12 protein-coding genes and 2 pseudogenes are annotated in these 19,703 nt (G+C 45.2%); 9 read left to right on the top strand and 5 right to left on the bottom strand.

The features are described from left to right. Window positions 1–21: 21 nt before the first annotated feature. The 4 genes from putP to AC3CKG_RS19725 all read right to left on the bottom strand — a co-directional run bounded on the left by putP (window position 22) and on the right by AC3CKG_RS19725 (window position 6,575). Window positions 22–1,548: a sodium/proline symporter PutP gene (gene putP, locus AC3CKG_RS19740; RefSeq protein ID WP_017111250.1), complete on the bottom strand. Its 1,527-nt coding sequence runs from the start codon at window positions 1,546–1,548 to the stop codon at window positions 22–24. A gap of 167 nt (window positions 1,549–1,715) precedes the next feature. After that, window positions 1,716–2,420, bottom strand: coding sequence for a 1-pyrroline-5-carboxylate dehydrogenase (locus AC3CKG_RS19735; RefSeq protein ID WP_102299932.1), 705 nt, complete (start codon window positions 2,418–2,420; stop codon window positions 1,716–1,718). Window positions 2,421–2,431: 11 nt separating this feature from the next. Next, window positions 2,432–5,569, bottom strand: coding sequence for a bifunctional proline dehydrogenase/L-glutamate gamma-semialdehyde dehydrogenase PutA (gene putA / locus AC3CKG_RS19730; protein WP_102299933.1), 3,138 nt, complete (start codon window positions 5,567–5,569; stop codon window positions 2,432–2,434). Window positions 5,570–5,750: 181 nt separating this feature from the next. Further along, a complete protein-coding gene (locus AC3CKG_RS19725) occupies window positions 5,751–6,575 on the bottom strand; it encodes an AraC family transcriptional regulator (RefSeq protein WP_017106066.1) in 825 nt (274 codons plus the stop codon). Window positions 6,576–7,069: 494 nt separating this feature from the next. Here AC3CKG_RS19725 and AC3CKG_RS19720 point away from each other — a divergent pair, with 494 nt between their 5' ends. The 3 genes from AC3CKG_RS19720 to AC3CKG_RS19710 all read left to right on the top strand — a co-directional run bounded on the left by AC3CKG_RS19720 (window position 7,070) and on the right by AC3CKG_RS19710 (window position 11,341). After that, on the top strand, window positions 7,070–8,173 hold the full coding sequence (locus AC3CKG_RS19720) for a PEGA domain-containing protein (protein ID WP_065105994.1): 1,104 nt from the start codon (window positions 7,070–7,072) through the stop codon (window positions 8,171–8,173). Between the two features lie 182 nt (window positions 8,174–8,355). Then, window positions 8,356–10,182, top strand: a complete 1,827-nt coding sequence (locus AC3CKG_RS19715; RefSeq protein WP_372137986.1) for an SUMF1/EgtB/PvdO family nonheme iron enzyme — start codon at window positions 8,356–8,358, stop codon at window positions 10,180–10,182. A 439-nt stretch (window positions 10,183–10,621) separates the two neighbouring features. After that, a complete protein-coding gene (locus AC3CKG_RS19710; protein ID WP_102280090.1) occupies window positions 10,622–11,341 on the top strand; it encodes a helix-turn-helix transcriptional regulator in 720 nt (239 codons plus the stop codon). Between the two features lie 121 nt (window positions 11,342–11,462). Here the strand turns inward: AC3CKG_RS19710 and pdxH are convergent, their stop codons facing one another. Then, window positions 11,463–12,098: a pyridoxamine 5'-phosphate oxidase gene (pdxH, locus tag AC3CKG_RS19705; RefSeq protein WP_004732548.1), complete on the bottom strand. Its 636-nt coding sequence runs from the start codon at window positions 12,096–12,098 to the stop codon at window positions 11,463–11,465. A 166-nt stretch (window positions 12,099–12,264) separates the two neighbouring features. Between pdxH and AC3CKG_RS19700 the strand changes: the two are divergent. The 6 genes and pseudogenes from AC3CKG_RS19700 to AC3CKG_RS19675 form a co-directional block, all read left to right on the top strand. Beyond that, window positions 12,265–13,012: pseudogene (locus AC3CKG_RS19700) on the top strand (cache domain-containing protein); the annotation flags it as partial. A 59-nt stretch (window positions 13,013–13,071) separates the two neighbouring features. After that, a pseudogene (locus AC3CKG_RS19695) lies at window positions 13,072–14,181 on the top strand (sensor histidine kinase); the annotation flags it as partial. Between the two features lie 66 nt (window positions 14,182–14,247). After that, complete coding sequence (locus AC3CKG_RS19690) at window positions 14,248–15,543, top strand: response regulator (RefSeq protein ID WP_372138085.1); 1,296 nt, start codon at window positions 14,248–14,250, stop codon at window positions 15,541–15,543. 112 nt (window positions 15,544–15,655) lie between these two features. Next, complete coding sequence (locus AC3CKG_RS19685) at window positions 15,656–17,047, top strand: HlyD family type I secretion periplasmic adaptor subunit (RefSeq protein WP_229633459.1); 1,392 nt, start codon at window positions 15,656–15,658, stop codon at window positions 17,045–17,047. Between the two features lie 59 nt (window positions 17,048–17,106). Then, window positions 17,107–17,775, top strand: coding sequence for a transglutaminase-like cysteine peptidase (locus AC3CKG_RS19680; RefSeq protein WP_029223589.1), 669 nt, complete (start codon window positions 17,107–17,109; stop codon window positions 17,773–17,775). Between the two features lie 5 nt (window positions 17,776–17,780). Beyond that, a complete protein-coding gene (locus tag AC3CKG_RS19675) occupies window positions 17,781–19,691 on the top strand; it encodes a bifunctional diguanylate cyclase/phosphodiesterase (RefSeq protein WP_065106000.1) in 1,911 nt (636 codons plus the stop codon). Window positions 19,692–19,703 lie beyond the last annotated feature (12 nt).

The raw sequence follows: 19,703 nt of genomic DNA, 5'->3' as shown, positions 1-19,703 counted from the left end.
TCTGTATTTTTACAATGTAAATTAGTCTAGCTCAACTAGGTTCTTCTCGAACTCAGCATGTTGCTTCTTAACTTCATCTTCTGGCTCGCCAGTAATCAAGCTAACTACAACGATAGAGATAGTCGATAGGATGATTCCCGGTACGATTTCGTAAACATCGAACCAACCGCCCGTGAACTGTTTCCAAAGTACAATCGTAACACCACCAACCACGATACCCGCTAGAGCGCCGTTACGGTTCATACGAGACCAGTACAGGCTCAATACGATAGCTGGACCAAACGCAGCACCAAAACCAGCCCATGCGTAAGATACAAGGCCTAGTACTGAACTGTCTGGCGTCATCGCTAGAACAAGTGCAATTAGAGAGATTAGGATAACCGCGAAACGGCCTACACGAACAATCTCTTCTGATGTTGCGTCTTTCTTCAGAACTTGCTTGTACAAGTCTTCTGCCATTGCAGATGAAGAAACAAGAAGTTGTGAATCCGCAGTACTCATGATTGCCGCTAGGATTGCAGCAAGTAGGATACCTGCGATTACTGGGTGGAACATCGCGTTAACAAGAAGCATGAAGATCTTCTCGCCATCGTCTAGCTTAGGTGCGCCAGAGTTAGTCACGTAAATTAGACCAACAAGACCCACTAGCATTGCACCAACCATAGACAGTGCAGTCCAGATAACCGCAATGCGGCGTGCTGTCACAAGATCTTTGTTTGAACGAGTTGCTTTGAAACGAGCCAAGATGTGTGGTTGACCGAAGTAACCCAAACCCCATGCAGCTAGCGAGATGATCGCAATAGCAGAAAGCGGCTCACCCTTCGCATCATTCCATAGCGTAAGTAGCTCTGGGTTGATGTTGTGCAGGTCGCTAGACAGCTGACCTAGGCCACCGTTCATTGCCGCGATTGGTACAATCAATAGCGCAGCAGACATTAGCAAGCCTTGAACTAAGTCAGTCCAAGATACCGCAAGGAAGCCACCAAATAGGGTGTACGAAACCACACATACCGTACCGATAATTACCGCAGTTGTGTAATCTAGGCCGAATACCGTTTCAAACAATTTACCACCTGCTACCAAGCCTGAACTTGTGTAGAAAAGGAAGAATAAAAGGATAAAGAAAGCAGAAATTGTTTGGATCAGCTTAGAATTATCATTGAAACGACGAGATAGGAACTCAGGCAGCGTCAGTGATTCAGTCGTAATGCTGTAAGTACGTAGACGTTTTGCACTGATTAACCAGTTTGCCCAAGTACCAACAAGCAGACCACCAGCAAGCCAAAATGCTTCAAAGCCAGCAGCGTAAGCGTAACCAGGCAGGCCAAGTAGCAACCAACCACTCATGTCTGATGCACCAGCAGAAAGTGCAGCAGGCCATGGGCCTAACGAACGACCACCTAGGAAGTAGTCAGTTGAGTTAGATGTACGTTTGTAAGCAATAACACCGATCGCTAGCATCATAATTAGATACGCAATGAACGTCGTCGTTATTGCAAAACTGTTTTCTATCATTTGATAGTCCTCATTTTGTAGAAAGCCTTCCATGCCTAATTCAATGCAAGGCACTCACCGTAAAGGCAAGCAAGTGCATTGAGTTAGGTATTCAGGCTCCAAAGCACTATCAGTTAAATCCAAAGATGGAGAAAACCCAACAATGGAAAAAACCAACATTGGAAAGAACCAAAAGTGCTTAGAGCCAATTTTACTGAAGGTTAGTGAGCTTCGCTTCCAAGTTCGAGCAAGGTCGCGTTACCGCCCACGGCTGTTATATTTATAGTTCGCGTACGCTCGGTAATGAAGCGCAGCGATAGGTGTGGATCATTGGCAACATTCATTGTCGCCAGATCCGTTTCAGCGACTAAACCGACGATTGCACCGTCACGCTTAGCAAGCTGTAAATTGATAGCTTGTGCCGTTTGCGAGTTACCTACGTAACCCACGCTACGTACATCGCAAGACAACAACTGTTGAGCAGCGTCATACGAGGCAACTTGCACCAAGTTAGTTGGCAAGTTCGCCGACTTAGCTGCGTCTGCAACTAAGGTATTGAACTGCACATCATCACTGCACAATTGAACGCTGTTACCTGCCAATAGCGCAGCAGTAATCAAAGCCATTGCAGTTTGCAGCGCTGGCACTTTCTCTTCGCAATCATCAACAATCACCAAAGCCACACCGCGACCAGCGGCATACAACTCATTGGTTTCGCCCGTAGGACCTGCCATTAGGTGATGTTCAGAAAGCAGCACAGACGCTTGCTCTAGATGATAAGTCGCCACCGTCGCCAAAGGCGCAGATTGACTTTCGATCTCTGATTTAAGCGCAAGTACCTGAGCACTCTTGTAATCAAAGTCGGTAAGATTCCATTGTTCCCACGCTAGCAAAGCATCAGAAAAACCTGTCACTTGATGAACCATGGTAATGCTCCTTATGCCTTGTCTTGTGATTGAGAGAAATGAACATCAGTAAAACGGTATAGGTAGTGAGGACCACCCGCTTTAGGGCCAGTACCTGACAAGCCTTGACCACCAAATGGTTGAACACCAACAACGGCGCCCACTTGGTCACGGTTGATGTAGCAGTTACCCACACGAACGTGTTTTTCGATCCAACGGTAAGTTGTCTCGTTACGGCTGTGGATACCCATGGTTAGGCCAAAACCGGTTTGGTTGATTTGGTCTACCACTTGCGCTAGCTCACTCGCTTTGAAGCGAACAATGTGTAGCACTGGGCCAAACTGTTCTTCTTTCAAGCAGCTGATGTCATCAATTTCAAAAGCACTTGGTGGAACAAAATCACCATGTTCACAATCCGTACCTAGAGAAAGTTGAGCCACCTTCTTCTGGGTATTGGTCATGTTTTCTAAGTGCGCCATTAGCTTCTGTTTCGCGTTTTGGTCGATAACAGGGCCAACATCGGTTTTATGAAGGTGTGGAATGCCAACACTCAGCTCGTCCATTGCACCGTGAATCAATCCAACCACGCGGTCTGCAATGTCTTCTTGGATGTAAAGCACACGTAGTGCAGAACAACGCTGACCTGCTGAAGCGAATGCTGAACGAATCACATCACGAACTACCTGTTCAGGCAGTGCAGTACTGTCGACGATCATCGCGTTCTGACCGCCTGTTTCCGCAATAAACGGAACTGGCTTAGCGTTACGAGTGGCTAATGACACATTGATACGCTGTGCCGTTGGCGTAGAACCAGTAAAGGCAACGCCCGCAATCGCATCATGGCTTGTTAGTGCACTGCCGATCTCAGCACCGCGACCCGGTAGTAACTGAATGGTGCCAGCAGGGAAGCCCGCTTCATTCATCAGTTCAACCGCGCGAGCTGCAATCAAGCTTGTTTGCTCGGCAGGCTTCGCCACAACCGTGTTACCCGCCACTAGTGCTGCAGTAATTTGGCCAAGGAAGATCGCTAGAGGGAAGTTCCAAGGGCTGATACAAACGAACACACCACGACCTTGTCGAGAAGCGATTCGTGTTTGGCCATCAAAACCTTTTAGTTCGAAACCTTGTAGGTTATCTGCTTGTTTTGCGTAGTAACGACAGAAGTCGACTGCTTCACGTACTTCATCAACACTATCGTGAATTGTCTTACCCGCTTCTTGATGACAAATCGCCACCAGCTCAGCGAGGTTGTCTTCCATCAAGTCAGCCAGCTTATCAAGTGCTGCCGCTTTGGTTTCAACCGAAGTTGCGTTCCAATCAGCGAATGCTGCGTCTGCGCCAGTGATCGCTGCGGAAACATGATCAAGGTTAGCGAAAGCCACCTGACCCACATTAATACGACGATCATAAGGTGCCGTCACTTGCTCAACGTTCTGATCAGCCTTGATCATGCTTTCGGCAAGAGATTCACCGTTGATCACAGGGCCCGCAGTCCATTGATTGTTTAAGAAGCCTTTTACTTGCTCTTCAAACTGATGCGCTTCGCTTTCAATATCAATGTTCACACCGTAAGAGTTCTTACGCTCAGGGAAAACCGCTGGAGGCAGAGGAATCTTAGTGTTGTGCAATGTATCGAACGCCAGAAGCATATCGACAGGATGTTGAGTCAGCTCTGCCACTGGGCAACGCGCATCAACTAGACGGTGTACAAACGAGCTGTTTGCACCGTTTTCTAGTAAGCGACGTACTAGGTATGGCAGTAGATCTTTATGGCTGCCAACCGGTGCGTAGATACGTACCGACTGTTGGTAAGCTTCCATCGCATGGTTGTACAGAGAATCACCCATGCCGTGTAAGCGTTGGAATTCAAAGTCTTTATGGTCGGTCATTACGGCAATAGCAGAAACCGTATGAGCATTGTGGCTCGCAAACTGCGGGAAAATATTGCCACGAACGCTTGGGCTCAATAGATAACGCGCACATGCAAGGTAAGCTACGTCTGTCGCTTCTTTACGTGTGTAAACTGGGTAATCAGTAAAGCCCGCTTGTTGCGACCATTTGATTTCGCTGTCCCAGTAAGCACCTTTCACTAAGCGAAGCGGGATCAAATCACCCTGCTCTTTCGCTAGGCGGTTTAGCCATACTAGAACCGGAAGTGCACGCTTTGAGTAAGCTTGAATAACCAGACCAAATTTACCCCAACCTTTTACAAGGTCAGTGCGGTACAGTTTTTCGAATAATTTAAGAGAAAGCTCTAGGCGATCCGCTTCTTCAGCATCAATCGTAATCGCAACATCGAGCTCTACTGCTCGGCGCAATAACTGCTCTAGCGTGTCGCAAAGTTCAGTCAGTACGCGGTCTTCGTTCGCTACTTCGTAACGTGGATGAAGCGCAGAAAGCTTGATAGATACCGATGGCGCAGGGCTCGATTTTGAAGAGACATACGTGTCTCGACCTACGGCTTCAATCGCCATTAGGTAATCTTTGAAGTATTTGTTTGCGTCAGCTGTGGTCAGTGCCGCTTCACCTAGCATGTCGTATGAGTAGGTAAAACCTTTGTCACGCATAGACTTACCGTTCTTCTGCGCTTCAGCAATGCTGCGACCAAGAACGAATTGGTGACCCATCACCTTCATCGCTTGGTGCATCGCTTTACGAATCACCGGCTCAGAAAGCTTGTTCACTAAACGGTTAACCGCTTGACCTGCACTCTGCTCTTTAGATGAAAGCCCAACCACTTTGCCTGTTAGCATTAGGCCCCAAGTTGATGCGTTAACAAAAACCGAGTCAGAATTCTTCAGGTGAGATTTCCAATCCGCAACGCTAAGTTTGTCGCGAATCAACGCATCAGCGGTTGCCGAATCAGGAATACGCATCAAGGCTTCCGCCAGACACATTAGCAAGATGCCTTCTTGAGTATCTAAACTGTATTCAAGCAACAAGGCGTCGATCATCTGAATAGATGTTTTATCCGCACGGATAGACTCAATCAACGACGTCGTTTTGTCTGTAATTTGCTGCTTTTCAGACTCAGAAGGGGTAGCTAGCGGCAGAAGTTGCTCTAGCCATTGGGTTTCATCCACCATATATAATGGTGAGATAAGCGTCCAAAGATCAGCAAGCGACTGCTCGTTGAATTCTGGCTTTAACACATCAGTAGCTGTAAACATGCGTTTTCCTTAATCTCACACCCGAAAAGAGTTCGGGATCTCTACAATGGCTGCAGTGTATTTAGAGTATATAAGGATTACTTGTCAAAAACTCCGAGTTTTTTGCTAAAAACTCGCTTTATTAACAAAACAAACACAAGGTCACATATGAAACTTTAAAATAATATGCCGTTTTGTTTCACTATTTAACAGAAATTTTCTTTTTGTATTGGGATGGTGACATGCCTTGAAGGCGTGAAAAGGTGTGAGTAAAGGAAGATTGACCGGAGAAACCAGCCAGTTCAGCGACCTGACCAAGGCTTAGATTACCTTGTTCGATTAAACGACGAGAACGGTCGATACGCTTGCCAAGAACGTACTGATGAGGGGTAATGCCCATTTGCTCTTTGAATAACATATGGAACTGGCTTTCACCCAAGAACACACTACCCGCAAGCTGCGCGACGGAGATCTTATTTGCTAAATGCTGTTCTATGTAGCGATCCAACGCTTCAAGATCAAAGCGTGAATCTTTGATTGAGGTTTCAAATGCCGAGATGTGTCTTTGCATCAACGCAATCACTGTATCATTGCACGCACGGCTTAATAACAGATCATCAGGACTGGCCTGCATCTCTTGCACCAACATATGGATAAGCTTTTGAATTTGCGCATCTAATTGGAAATAGACGTTCGATGATTCTAACTGGTTAATCTTCTCCAGCATCAGAGGGTCATCATCGGTTGGCATAGGCATGTTGAGCACGAGAATATCCGACTGACCAACCACTCCGCCGAAAGCATGATCAGAGCGAGCCGTGACTACACAACCTTGCCCTGGACCGACAAGATTACCTTTACCGCTCACTTCAAATTCCGCCTGACCTTTTAGCCCAATAACCACCTGCGAATAATGATGCTCGTGGCAATCCATATGCGATGGCAAAGTAATGATCTCCGCAGGACGAGGGCCAGTAAGGCCTAGCGGGGACAGGTCTAGGTTTGGAAAAGGTAACGGTTTTGGCATAACAGCAAAATATTCAGGTCGACATAGTAAGAATAATACTCTGAAATCTGCATAAGATGAATTTGTAAATGATCATGAGAGTCATTTCCTCACCTTTAACAAAAGATCATTATCGCGATCGTCTTGATCATGCCTCCGGAAAGATGATCAAGAGTGTATAAACTACGGCCATTGTAAAACCAATCGTTCCGGTGAGTTTAGGGGCTTCGCAAGCACTCATACAAGCAAGCACACCAACACAAAAAACCATGTCATCAATAAATACTTCAGCACCCTAACATAATGAATAAATTTTCTTATATAGCTCAAATAATTGGCGATAAACCTGTAAAAAGTGTATCCGAAGTACCGAAACTTGGCTTTTGAGTAGATTGGATAGCAATAAAACGGTATAAAGACGGGTACTGTGTTAATTGCTAATAACTAGTGACTCACAACTAGGAAGTAGACACTTTATTAACGAGCCAATTTCAATCTACAAGTTGCAGGGACCTATGACTAACTTTCGAATTTCAGCGCTTTTACTTGCGCTATCCCCACTTTGGGTATCTGCATCGGTATCAGCTGAAGAACTGAATCAAGTCGATCCCGTTTCAGCTATCGATGCAAAGCTAACAGAGAAAAACTCAGATATTGAGCGTATTTCAGCAACCAAAGTATCGGCGACTGAAAACCTAAAACAACTACAAAACAAAAATAGTAAGTTGTTGCGCGAAGGTGAAGAACTTAAGGCAAAACGTAACAGAGCTAAGTCTGTACTCGACAAACAGTACAGTCGCTTACTTGAAGATCCAGAAACTGATTTGGTCTCTTTCCAGAAAAGCTACCAAGATGCTTGGGCTGCCGTTAAAGAGAATCAATCGTCTCAGTTAGATAACCAACAAGCGATGAACGAGGGTGAAATTCACCTTTCTCAAATCAAGCAAAAGCAAGCGCGTCTTAATAATGAGCTGGCTAACTTGAGAGAGTCAAAAGTTGAAGCTCGTGTTAAACGTATTGCAACAGAACTTCGTGAAAGTGCCGTTCTTGAAACCAGCTACACCACCACATGTGCATCAACAATGACACTCGGTGAATGTACATCTCAAGGTAAACACCTAACGAACCAAAAAGCCGTTCAAACGTTCAAGACCCAATTACTTGAGCAGCTCACAGAAAGCACACTAGCGAAGCAAAACTTGCAAGGTGTTCAACTGAACATCCATGTTCAAGACAGCCAAGCAATCAAGAGTGGTTTCTCCGGCAACAACGCATACTTCATGCAGATACAAGCTCAGCTTCAAGCGAAACCTGAAGCCATTGCCGCTTGTAACTTGTTGAACGTGTCTACTCGCTACTGTCTAACAGGCAGTCAAGCCGCTGTCGTTAAGAAAAATGACAAGCAATGGGCAAATGTGACCGTTCGTTCTGATCAGTACAATGATTCAGTCACCATTAACGGCATCAAGTATGGCAGCACACCAATTGAGGTTGCACTACCAAGCGGACGTCACCAGGTGACCATTTCAAAGCAGGGTTACGAATCTTACAACCGCTCTGTAACCATCAATGGCAGCGATACAATCTGGGTTAAGCTTCTTCCTAGCAAAGAAAGCTAAGTCGGGTATAGAAATTAAATCCGATATAAACCGTTAAGCCCGATTGAAATAGCCGTGCCTGTTTCACAAAGCTGAATGAATACTCGCCATTTTGTTGATAGTTATAGAAAGTAGCTGCAGACGAAATGGCGTTTTCGTTTAGAATATTTGATTAACCTAAATTACGATTGAAGTAGCCCATCATGCGCCAAGGTTTTCCAGCTCTACTATTTGCACTTGCTCCCTGCTTAATGACACCGGCTGTTTTCGCTGAAGCACCACCAGCAACCACGTCATCTGTCACCGACATTGAAAGCTCGCTTTTCGAAAAGCATGCCGACTTAACGGCTGTCGATAAAAAGCTCGCAGACAAACAAAATCAAGTCGATAACCATGCACAGCAATCTACGCGTGTAGCAAAGCTGACCGCTAAAGCAGAACAAGACCTAGCAAAAGCGAAAGCGAACCTAGAGCAAGATTACGCTCGTATGATTGATGAACCTGACTTTGATATTTCACTCGCTCAAAACGCTTTCCAAGGGGCTTGGAAAACCGTAAAAGAGAACAAACTTGCGATGTCTGATTCTGAACAGACACAGCAAGGCTTGGTGATGGAACTTGAGGCGATTCAAGCAGAGAAAGCGGCAGCAGAAGCTTCAATCGCAAACCTCAATCAAGACAAGCTAAGAGCAAGAGCCGAGCGACTAAGAAACGAGATCACTCAAACACAAGAGCAAACGGTCAGCTTTACCAATCGTTGTAGCAGCGACATGACACTGGCACAGTGCTCAGACCAAACCGTGACCTTGGCACTTCAAAAAGCCGTAAAGCAATTCCAGCATAGCCTCGTAGACAACGCGACTGAATCGAAAGCTGTAAAAGAGCACCTAGCGTCGGCTTCATTGAATATTCACGTCCTGCAACACAAAGTGAAATCCTCTGGCTTCTCTGAAGATAACCGTTACCGAGCAGTAATTGCAGCGAATCTAGAGACTCGCCCAGACAAGAACACACCTTGCCGTCTGCTGGGTATTCAATCATCAAACTGTTTCACCCAAAGCGAGCAACAAGCCAACGATCAGCAAAAAGAAGTCGCTTGGGTTAACTTGGTGGTTCGTTCAAACCAGTACAACGACAAAGTTTCGATCAACGGCGTGAAATATGGCAGCACACCCGTTGAGGTGATGTTACCTACTGGTCAGCACATGATCACCATCGAGAAAGAAGGTTACCTTTCTTTCCATCAAGAATTGAAAATCGCTCGCGATCACAATCTCAGAGCGGTGCTACAAGCTAAGCAAAATTCATTGAATGTGGGTACCAAGTTCGCAGACCCAATGAAAGCCAACGCTCAAAGCCCAGAAATGATTGTGGTAGGTTCAGGTCGTTACTTGTTAGGTGAAAACAACGCACAGCAAGTCACCATTAAGAAGCCTTTCGCCCTTGCAGCGACACCAACACGAGTCCGCGACTTTAAAGCGTTTGCAGAGAGCACAGGCTACGAGACAGACGCAGAGTTAATGAATACCTGCGACACCTTTACAAATGCGGAAATAACCTCAGTATCAGACAAGCATTGGCAAAACCCAGGCTTTAAACAACAGGACGACTCTCCCGTTGTTTGTGTTAGCCAGAATGATGCCAAAGCTTATACGCGTTGGTTGTCTAAAAACACTGGCTTCACTTATCGTCTACCAACACCACAAGAGTGGGAAGCGGCAGCAAGAGCTGGCCAAGATACCAACTTCTGGTGGGGCAACGAATTCAAGTCTGGCAAAGCGAATACAGGCTGGGCTGGCACACCTTGGTCAAACGTCAGCACTTCACCAGTTAAGTCGTTCTTACCAACGCCAACGGGCTTCTACGATATGGTTGGCAACGTGTGGGAATGGACAGCCACTCAGAAAGGTTTAGCAAAAGGCGGAGCGTGGAGCTTCTCACCTGAAGAAGCTAAGGTCTTTAATGAACTGTATGTCGCGCCTTCAACCGCAGCCAATTATCTAGGATTCCGAGTAGTGCGAGAGCTATAAGCACTCGATTACTTGTTCAATATTTTGAAATATTTACTCTAGGTTCTCAATTCTCACATTGAGAGGCGTTTATAGGGGAATTCCCCCCTTATGCATAAGTACTCCTAGGAGTAGATTCATCGATAGAGTAGTAAGTCACTCTGGGTATCTAACTGATGCCTCAGGTTAATTTGCACGACCCTCGCGAATTAACCTGGAAATCTTCTACATGTCGACAAGGCATATCTTGTCTTTAGCCAGCCCATCTTCAGGCTGGCTTTTTTTTGCCTGTTTATCCACCCTTCCGTTCAGCTATTCTCCTCAAGGTAGACACTTAATCAACGATCCGTTTAATGGCTGTTCAGCGTATCCGGCGTGCTCATCGTTGAGCCCCGAATTGCCATTGCAGCTCAATAAGAAACTGATATTATCAATGTGTCGCACCTAACGAGATAAAACCTTGTCAGAACCTTTAAACTCCATACATCGCTCTTTATTTGAACAACTACCAGGCTGCTGGGGCTGTAAAGATACTGACTCTGTCTTCGTCTACGCCAATCTCGCTTACAACCAGTTGATAGGATTGAAGCCGGGGGAAAGCTGTACTGGCTTAACCGATTTCGATATGCCGAGCCAAACCACCGAATGTGCACAAGACTTTAGGGCTCAAGACAAGCATGTGATGGACACGCGCTGCACGCTCAAGATTCTCGATATTCATCCTTATCCAGACGGGCGTTGGCACGCACATATCTTTACCAAGACCCCTTGGCTTGATGACAATGACAAGGTTCAAGGTACGATTTTCTATGGTCAAGAGCTCACTGATACGGCCATCTTAGAGGTTGGTCATTGGGTGTGTCAGGCGACGTGTGAGAAAGGAAATCAAGCATCGATAGCGGGCTCAAAACCGCGAGTGTCTAAGCTGCAAAAGAAGCTGACGGCACGAGAATCAGAAGTGCTGTTCTTACTGCTGTTCGGTAAGAAACCCCAATACATTGCACTGACGTTAAATATCTCAATCAAGACCGTCGAAGGCCATGTCGCGAGATTGAAGCAGAAGTTCGATGCTCGTAGTAAAAGCCAGTTAATAGAGTTTGCGTTGGATTCAGGGCTAGGTTCAGTGATTCCAGAAACTCTGCTCAAAAAACAGATCTCGGTTGTTCTACACAGCGACTGATTGACGGCTCTGTACGCTCGTACCCAGATGAAAGTACAGACGAAAAAATACCGTTGATGTGAGAAAACACAAAATCAACGGTATCTTTTGATTGGTACAACAGATTCAAACTAAGGCCAAACTAAGGCGCTAGGCGATCGATATCCCAGCTGTTGTCTTGGCGTGAGAACAAGAAGCGATCATGCAAGCGGTGTTCGCCACCTTGCCAGAACTCAATGCTATCAACACGTACTCGGAAGCCGCCCCAGAAAGAAGGCACTGGGATCTCTCCCTTCGCGAACTTCTGTTTAAGCTCTAAATACTTACCTTCCAAGATTCCACGCGCAGAAATTCGGCTACTTTGCTTACTTGCGATGGCAGCCAACTGGCTCTCTTTCGGGCGAGATGAGAAGTACTTCATGTTTTCCATTGCTGTCAGCTTTTCAGCGGTGCCAGTAATGTGAACTTGTCGCTCTAGAGGATGCCAAGGGAAATGCAGGCTTATCTTACTGTTGTGCTCCAGTTGGTGCGCTTTACGGCTACCTAAGTTGGTGTAAAAAACGAAACCGTCTTTATCAACATTCTTTAGCAGAACAATTCGTTGAAATGGCTGACCATTTTCATCAACCGTGGCAACTGTCATGGCAGTAGGGTCAGTCATCTTAGCTTCGATGGCTTGCTCTAACCATAGATTGAATTGCTCAATAGGGTCTGCGGCTAAGTCTTTACGTCTCAACCCACCCTTAGCGTATTCACGACGAATATCTGTCAGTTCCATTTCGTTGCTCCTTTTAATTTTTTGTGATTTTGCGCTGTAATCCTTTGAAACACAAGTCTAAGCCGTGGTTTTGTCTTACAGAAAGCGTTCGGTGTTAACAAGATCTCGGTACTCAAACCATCATATTGATAGTCTATATATAAACGGATCATAAGCTGAGATACCAGTGACTAAAAAACGGCCTAACCTTCTAACACCCTTTGTTTTATTCTCATTGTTGTTAGGCATTGCAGGACTGAGTGCGACTCACTTTATGGCCGTGCAGTATCAAGAAAAAATCGTCGCACAACAACTTCATGAAGCCGCCAACAAAGCCAATCTGCAAATCGATTCTGAGCTCGATAAATTCAAGCAAATTCCTGATTTGCTTAGCCACGATCCACGTTTGCTCTCTTATTTTGATCACGACGCTCTAGCAAACAAAATGACTGCCACAGATCTCAATAAGTTGCTGTTTGAATGGTCGAATCAAAGCCAAGCAGACACCATCTACATTCATGACCAAAGTGGAACAGTCGTCGCGTCGAGTAACTACCAAAAGCCGCGTACCTTTGTGGGTGAAAACTTCTCTTTTCGTCCCTACTTTGCTTCCGCCATTAAAGGCGATAAAACCCATTATGTTGCCCTTGGCGCACGCTCAAATGTTAGGGGCTACTTTTTATCGTCACCTTTGTATATTGCTGGCAACATCGTTGGGGTCATTACCGTTAAAGTCAGTTTAGAGAACCTTGAAAATATCCTGACCAGCGATGACTTTGAGATCGTTGTACTCGATTCAAATCAAGTGGTGTTTCTTTCTAGCCAACCCAATTGGCTTTACCAATCATTGTTGCCTTTAACTAAAGGGCAACAACAAGAAATTGCGCGCAACCGCCAATACGGTCAAAGCCAAATATCGATCATTGACGCCTTTCAAGCTTCATCAGTGACCAGCAGCAACAACAGTAGCCCGTCGACAAACAATCAAACACAGCTGACAAGGAATCAATTAAACAAGCTAGGCAACTTTAAGCTTTATCCTGCCTCAACCAGTAATAATCAGTACCAAGTGGTTGCCTTAAAAGAAACCAAGGCCGAATTACGTAAAGTCCTGCAGATAGATGCCATCTTTCTGGTTATCTACAGCTTAGTCGTGCTCATTGCTTGGTCTTGGCGTCAAACGTACTTAGCTAAGATCGCGTTAACTCAATTGAATCAAAATTTAGAGCACACCGTTGATAAGCGAACCCACTATTTAAAGCAATCTAACGATCAACTTCAGCAGACGATTTACCAATATCAAGAATCTCAGTTAAAGCTTAAGCAAACGGAGCAAGAGCTGACACAAACCGCAAAGTTAGCCGTGCTTGGAGAGTTGTCAGCCAGCATCAATCACGAAATCAACCAACCACTTGCTGCGCTAAGAACCTACAGTGAAAACAGCCTAAAACTGCTTGAGATGGATCGCTCAGATCTGGTTAAAAGTAACCTGGAAAAAATGATTGGCCTCAACAGCACTATTACCGACATCATCGCTCGGCTCAAAGTCTTTACTCGCAAGGTCACCAAACAAGAACATCACGTCGCCAACCTACATCAAGCCGTCAATAACTCGACCAGTATTCTGAGCGCTGTGATGATCAAGCAAGGCATCACGCTTCGATTAAGCACCATACCGGATGACCTCAATATCGCCATTCACCCAACCGAGCTAGAGCAAGTGCTGGTGAACCTGATCCACAACGCCACTCAAGCGCTTCAGCAGCAGGCACTTCAGCAACAAGACCTGTTACAACAAACGATAGAACAGCGATCTTTAGACCACCAATACTTAACCCAACAACCGAGCCCGCAGATTGGAATCGAATGGCAATTGCAGGGCGACATCTGCAAGCTTATGGTGTGGGATAACGGGATAGGAATGACTAACGACAAGCTGAATCAACTGTTCGACCCATTTTTCACTACTAAACCAGAAGGCTTAGGATTGGGACTTTCGATATCGAAACGCATCATTGAAGCGTATAACGGCACCATTAACGCGAACCCGCGCGTACCATCGGGGATGGTATTTTCACTCGATATTCCGCTCTATCGAAATTAAAGCTAATACCCTGTTATAAATAACTTTATTTATCTGTAAATGCTAAGGACACCGCTTTTGCAATCTATGCCCAAACTCTATTTTGTTGACGACGAGCCAGCAATTCGAGACTCAGTAGAACAAGCCATGCTTATAGAAGGCATCGATGTTGTCTGTTTTCCCAATGCCATTGAGGCACTGAAGAAGATCAACGTTACTCAAGCTGGAATCGTGATTACCGATATTCACATGCCAGTGATGGATGGCATTCAATTGACACAGCAATTGCTCAGTCATAATCCCCATTTCCAAGTGATTGTGCTCACCGGACATGGCGACGTGCAAACAGCAGTGTCCGCAATGAAAGCTGGCGCTTACGACTTTCTAGAGAAACCGTTTGTGGTCGATGCTTTACTCACCGCGGTAAAAAAAGCGGCTGACAAACTGGCATTAGTAGAAGAGAACAATCTGCTAAGAAAAGAACTGGCGATGCAAAATCAGGTCGGGCCGAAACTGATTGGGCAATCTCCTTCGATGCAAACCTTACGTCGGGAGTTAATCACCTTAGATACCAAAGCCAATCCGCTATTGCTGTTTGTTGGGGATCTAGGGACAGGAAAAAGAATCACAGCGCAGTACACACACGATTTACACAGCCATCATACCGCTGAGCTTTGCCCAATCGCCGCGTTCAATTTACCGTGTAGTGACCAAGCTACGTTTGATCAGTTTGTTCTGCAATTATTCCGTAAACATCAGGGCGGAACACTTTATATCCATGAAACAGAAGCATTAACTTCAGATCAATGGCTATGGTTATTGGCTCTAAAACCCACTCTACTTCGTGAAAACTCATGCAAGACCAATGCAACTTGTATCATTATCGCAACTACAGTAGTTCCTACTACAATTACAGGTGAACTGCGCCGATTTAATTTACTACCCTTGGCGCAAAGAACGGAAGATATCGGCTCTTTGTTTAAACATTTTGCTCGTGGTGCAGCAAGTCGATATCAGTTACCACCGCCCGTTATCACAGAAAAAGAGATTCTACGGTTAATCGCTACTCATTGGAGCGAAAACATACGCCAGCTTCGCCAACATGCCGAGCTCAGAGTTTTGACACAAGTAAAGCAACCGTCTCTCGACAGTGATGAAAATGAGCAAAACGAAGAAAACCAGTTTGATGTAAAAATTGAAGAGCAACAACAGTCATTAAGCCAACGTACTGATAGCTTTGAACAAATAATTTTAATCGAGGCACTACATCGCCATCAAGGACGACTGAAAGAGGTACAACAAGAGCTCCAAGTCTCTCGAAAAACGCTGTATGACAAGCTTAGGAAACACCAACTCGACAAAACGGATTTCAAAAATCGATAACTCTTAAAAAATATATAAATTCAAAGATTTAAGCGAACAAATTCTTAACATTTCTTAGAACTAAGAATACACTCAATAGGCTTGCACCTTTATTCAGCACACAAGGACTGTTATGAGTCAGAAAAATTTCAGCAAATTGAACGATACCGAACTTGAGTACGTCGATGATAAAACAGCGGCACTGCTACTCAATACGCCAACTAGCGCGCGTATAATGTTGTGGGTAATCATTCTGTTTTTTGTTGCTGCTATTGCGTGGGCAAATTGGGCTGAAATAGACAAAGTCACCGTTGGCCAAGGCAAGGTCATCCCTTCCTCTCAAATCCAAGTGGTTCAAAACCTTGAGGGTGGCTTAGTCAAAGAGATATTGGTTAGAGAAGGCCAACGAGTTCAAAAAGGTCAACAACTACTATTGATCGATGATACTCGTTTTCGCTCGGATTTTCGCGAACGTGAGCAACAAGTAGCCAACTTAACCGCCAACGTCTTAATGCTTTCAGCCTCGTTAACCAGTGTTGTTATCGACGAAGATTTCTCTGTAGCAGAGTGGAAAAAAAGTGTCTTACTCGACTACGGTAAACTGGCCTTCCCTCCAAAATTTTACGAGCTTCAACCAAAACTGGTGAATCGCCAAAAAGCAGAATATCGTCAAGATCTGAATAACCTTAAAAACCAACTTTCTGTTTTTGATCAACAGGTTGAACAGAAACAACAGGACCTAATTGAGATTAAGGCGCGTGTTCGTAACCTAAAACAGAGTTACCAATTTGCTCGCCAAGAACTGGATATCACCAAACCGCTTGCCGATGAAGGCGTGGTACCAAGAATTGAATTACTTAAGCTGCAAAGACAAGTTAACGATACTCGCCGAGAAATGACCTCAAGTGAGCTCAAAGTCCCTCTTCTACGTTCTGCTATTAAAGAATCCATGCTTAGCCGTATCGATGCTGCGCTGAACTTTCGCTCAGAGCAGCAAGAAAAACTCAACCAAGCACAAGACAAACTCTCTGCATTAACCGAATCCGCAGTCGGCCTTGAAGACAGAGTAAACCGTACTGTCGTGGTTTCTCCGGTAACGGGCACAGTCAAAACCCTTGGCATTAATACCGTCGGTGGTGTTATCCAACCGGGTATGGACATCGTTGAGATTGTACCGACTGAAGACTCTCTATTGGTTGAAGCGAAAATCGCCCCGCAAGACATCGCTTTCCTACGTCCAGAATTGACTGCCATCGTTAAATTCAGTGCCTATGACTTCACTAAATACGGTGGTCTAGAAGGCGTGTTAGAGCACATCAGTGCCGATACTACGCAAGATGAAGAAGGCAACAGCTTCTATATCGTGCGTGTCCGCACCGAAAAGCACAATTTTGGACAAAACGAAGAGCTGCCGATCATTCCAGGTATGACAGCTTCAGTGGATATCATCACAGGTAAGAGAACCGTTCTTGAGTACATGTTGAAACCAATACTTAGCGCTCAGAACAATGCACTAAAAGAGTAAGGACGCTTGATGCTGAACACTGCTATTCAATGCGCAACCCAACCCCAAGAGCGAAGGCTATGAAGTCTCGGCTCTCGCTTTTGCTGTTGGTCCTCACCTCCTTTACCTCTGCGGCACTCAATAAGAGTGACCAACGTTGGATTGATGCTGTTTCCGAAACCTATGGAGAGAGAGCCGCTAAGCGAGTCACCACATGGCGCTCAAATATCGCGGCCTATGGTGGATTAAGCGAAAGAGAAAAGCTCGAATCCATTAATCAATTCTTCAACCAAATGTACTTTGTCGATGACAGCATACTTTGGGGAAAGAACGATTACTGGGCAACGCCACTGGAGTTCTTAGGCAGTAACGCGGGTGACTGTGAAGATTTCACCATCGCGAAGTACTTCTCTTTGCTCGAACTGGGCGTGCCAGACAAAAAATTAAGATTGGTGTACGTAAAAGCACTCGAGTTAAACCAATTCCATATGGTGTTGGCTTACTACTCGAAACCAAGTGCAGAGCCACTCATTTTGGACAACTTAAACCCTGAGATAAAACGCGGTTCTAAGCGCGGCGACCTACGACCAATTTACAGTTTCAATGGTAAAAACCTTTGGTTAATTAAGTCGGCAGCAGGCAGCGGTAAGCTAGCAGGGAAATCTTCAAGATTGAGCTTATGGAACGACTTACGTTCTCGTGAGCGCTCTCTAAAATTAAACAAACCCATTATCAATTACGATGAGTAGGTACAATGACTTTATATAAACAGCTTGTGGTCGGGATGGTTGCGGTGTTCATACTGCTGATGACGTCAGTTTTTATGATCGAATTCAATACCACCCGTGGATACTTAGAGGAGCAGCAACGCTCTGAGGTAAGTAATACCATTAACACTGTTGGACTGGCTCTCGCCCCTTACCTAGAAGAAAAGGACAAGGTGGCAGTGGAGTCTGTTATCAACGCCCTGTTTGATGGCAGTTCTTACTCCGTCGTTCGATTGATTTTTCTAGACACCGGAGACGATATTCTTCGCTCTTACCCAGTGAAATCAACGGGAGTACCGGAATGGTTTACGAGTTTAAACCTATTTGAACCCGTTCATGACCGCCGCGTGATCACCAGTGGCTGGATGCAACTGGCAGAAGTTGAGATCGTGAGTCACCCAGGTCCTGCTTATGATCAACTCTGGCAGGCATTTACACGCTTACTGACTATTTTTGGTGCGATCTTTTTACTGGGTTTGATCTCGATCTCGTGGATCCTCAAGCGAGCACTGCGCCCTCTCTCATTGATCATTACCAAAATGGATCAGATCGCCAAAAACCAGTTTGGCGAACCACTGGTTCGTCCGAAAACCAAAGATTTGATCTTAGTGGTTGATGGTATTAACCACATGTCGACACAAGTTGAACAGGCCTTTAAGAACCAAGCGAAAGAAGCTCAGAAGCTGCGTGAACGCGCTTATATCGACCCTGTATCTCAACTAGGTAACCGCGCTTACTACATGTCTCAGTTAACTCAGTGGTTAGAAGAGTCAAGTTTAGGTGGTTTAGCGGTACTAAAAGCCGAATTTATTAGTGAAGAGTACGATGAAAAAGGCTACCAAGAAGGTGATGCCTTAGTTCACCAACTGGCTGAACAGTTACAAGCGTCAATTTCATCGCCAGATATCACCATCGCTCGTATTTCGAGTGACGAGTTTGGCTTCATTATGCCAAACATCGACGAGAGCGAACTGAAACTCGTCGCGAGCAGCATCGTAAACTGCATTCAAAACCTAGGTTCAGATCCAACCGGTATGGCAAACCCACACATTGCGCTTGGTGTGACATACAGTAACAAACGTAAAACCAGTACCGAAATCATGTCGCTGGTGGATAACGCGCTCTCAAGTGCGAAAGCGAACCGTGAACTTAATTATGGCTACGTCACTGCAGACGATCATGGCGCTGTGATGGGTAAACAGCAATGGCGTATGTTGGTTGAAGAAGCGATCATCAACGACCTCATCACCTTCCGTCTTCAAGCTGCAAACAATGCCTTTGGCAAAACCTATCACCAAGAGGTGTTCTCTGCGATTGAGAAAGACGGAGTTCGTTACGGTGCAAACCAATACTTGTACGCACTAGAGCAACTTGAAATGAGCCATATTCTCGACCAATACGTTATCGAGAAAATGATTGAAAAGCTTAATGCAAAAGAAGTAACAAGCCCTGTTGCTATCAATATCTCACCAAGTAGTATTTCTCAGCCAAGCTTCATCCGTTGGATTGGCAAAACTCTTGAGCAAAATGCCTCAATCGCTCACCTACTCCACTTTGAGATTCCAGAAAACTGTTTCATCAACGTTCCGCACTACACCGCGCTACTGTGTAACACCATTCGCAACGCTGACGCGGTGTTTGGTGTCGATAACTACGGACGTAACTTCCAATCATTGGATTACATTAACGAGTACCGTCCGAGCTATGTGAAGCTCGATTACCTGTTTACTCATAACCTTGATGATGAAAAACAGAAATTCACATTAACGTCGATCTCAAGAACGGCTCATAACCTTGGCGTGACGACCATTGCGTCACGAATTGAAACTCAGACTCAGCTTGATATTTTGTCTGATAACTACGTAGAAGTGTTCCAAGGCTTCATTGTTGATAAATAGTAGTAAGGTTAT

This window comes from Vibrio sp. QJM3NY_15 (genome assembly GCF_057785995.1).
This window is presented reverse-complemented; position numbering and strand designations above follow the sequence as displayed.

Coding starts and splice junctions, on each gene's coding strand:
- putP (WP_017111250.1), bottom strand. CDS start 1,548: ATGGAAGGCTTTCTACAAAATGAGGACTATCAAATGATAGAAAACAGT.
- AC3CKG_RS19735 (WP_102299932.1), bottom strand. CDS start 2,420: ATGGTTCATCAAGTGACAGGTTTTTCTGATGCTTTGCTAGCGTGGGAA.
- putA (WP_102299933.1), bottom strand. CDS start 5,569: ATGTTTACAGCTACTGATGTGTTAAAGCCAGAATTCAACGAGCAGTCG.
- AC3CKG_RS19725 (WP_017106066.1), bottom strand. CDS start 6,575: ATGCCAAAACCGTTACCTTTTCCAAACCTAGACCTGTCCCCGCTAGGC.
- AC3CKG_RS19720 (WP_065105994.1), top strand. CDS start 7,070: ATGACTAACTTTCGAATTTCAGCGCTTTTACTTGCGCTATCCCCACTT.
- AC3CKG_RS19715 (WP_372137986.1), top strand. CDS start 8,356: ATGCGCCAAGGTTTTCCAGCTCTACTATTTGCACTTGCTCCCTGCTTA.
- pdxH (WP_004732548.1), bottom strand. CDS start 12,098: ATGGAACTGACAGATATTCGTCGTGAATACGCTAAGGGTGGGTTGAGA.
- AC3CKG_RS19690 (WP_372138085.1), top strand. CDS start 14,248: ATGCCCAAACTCTATTTTGTTGACGACGAGCCAGCAATTCGAGACTCA.
- AC3CKG_RS19685 (WP_229633459.1), top strand. CDS start 15,656: ATGAGTCAGAAAAATTTCAGCAAATTGAACGATACCGAACTTGAGTAC.
- AC3CKG_RS19680 (WP_029223589.1), top strand. CDS start 17,107: ATGAAGTCTCGGCTCTCGCTTTTGCTGTTGGTCCTCACCTCCTTTACC.
- AC3CKG_RS19675 (WP_065106000.1), top strand. CDS start 17,781: ATGACTTTATATAAACAGCTTGTGGTCGGGATGGTTGCGGTGTTCATA.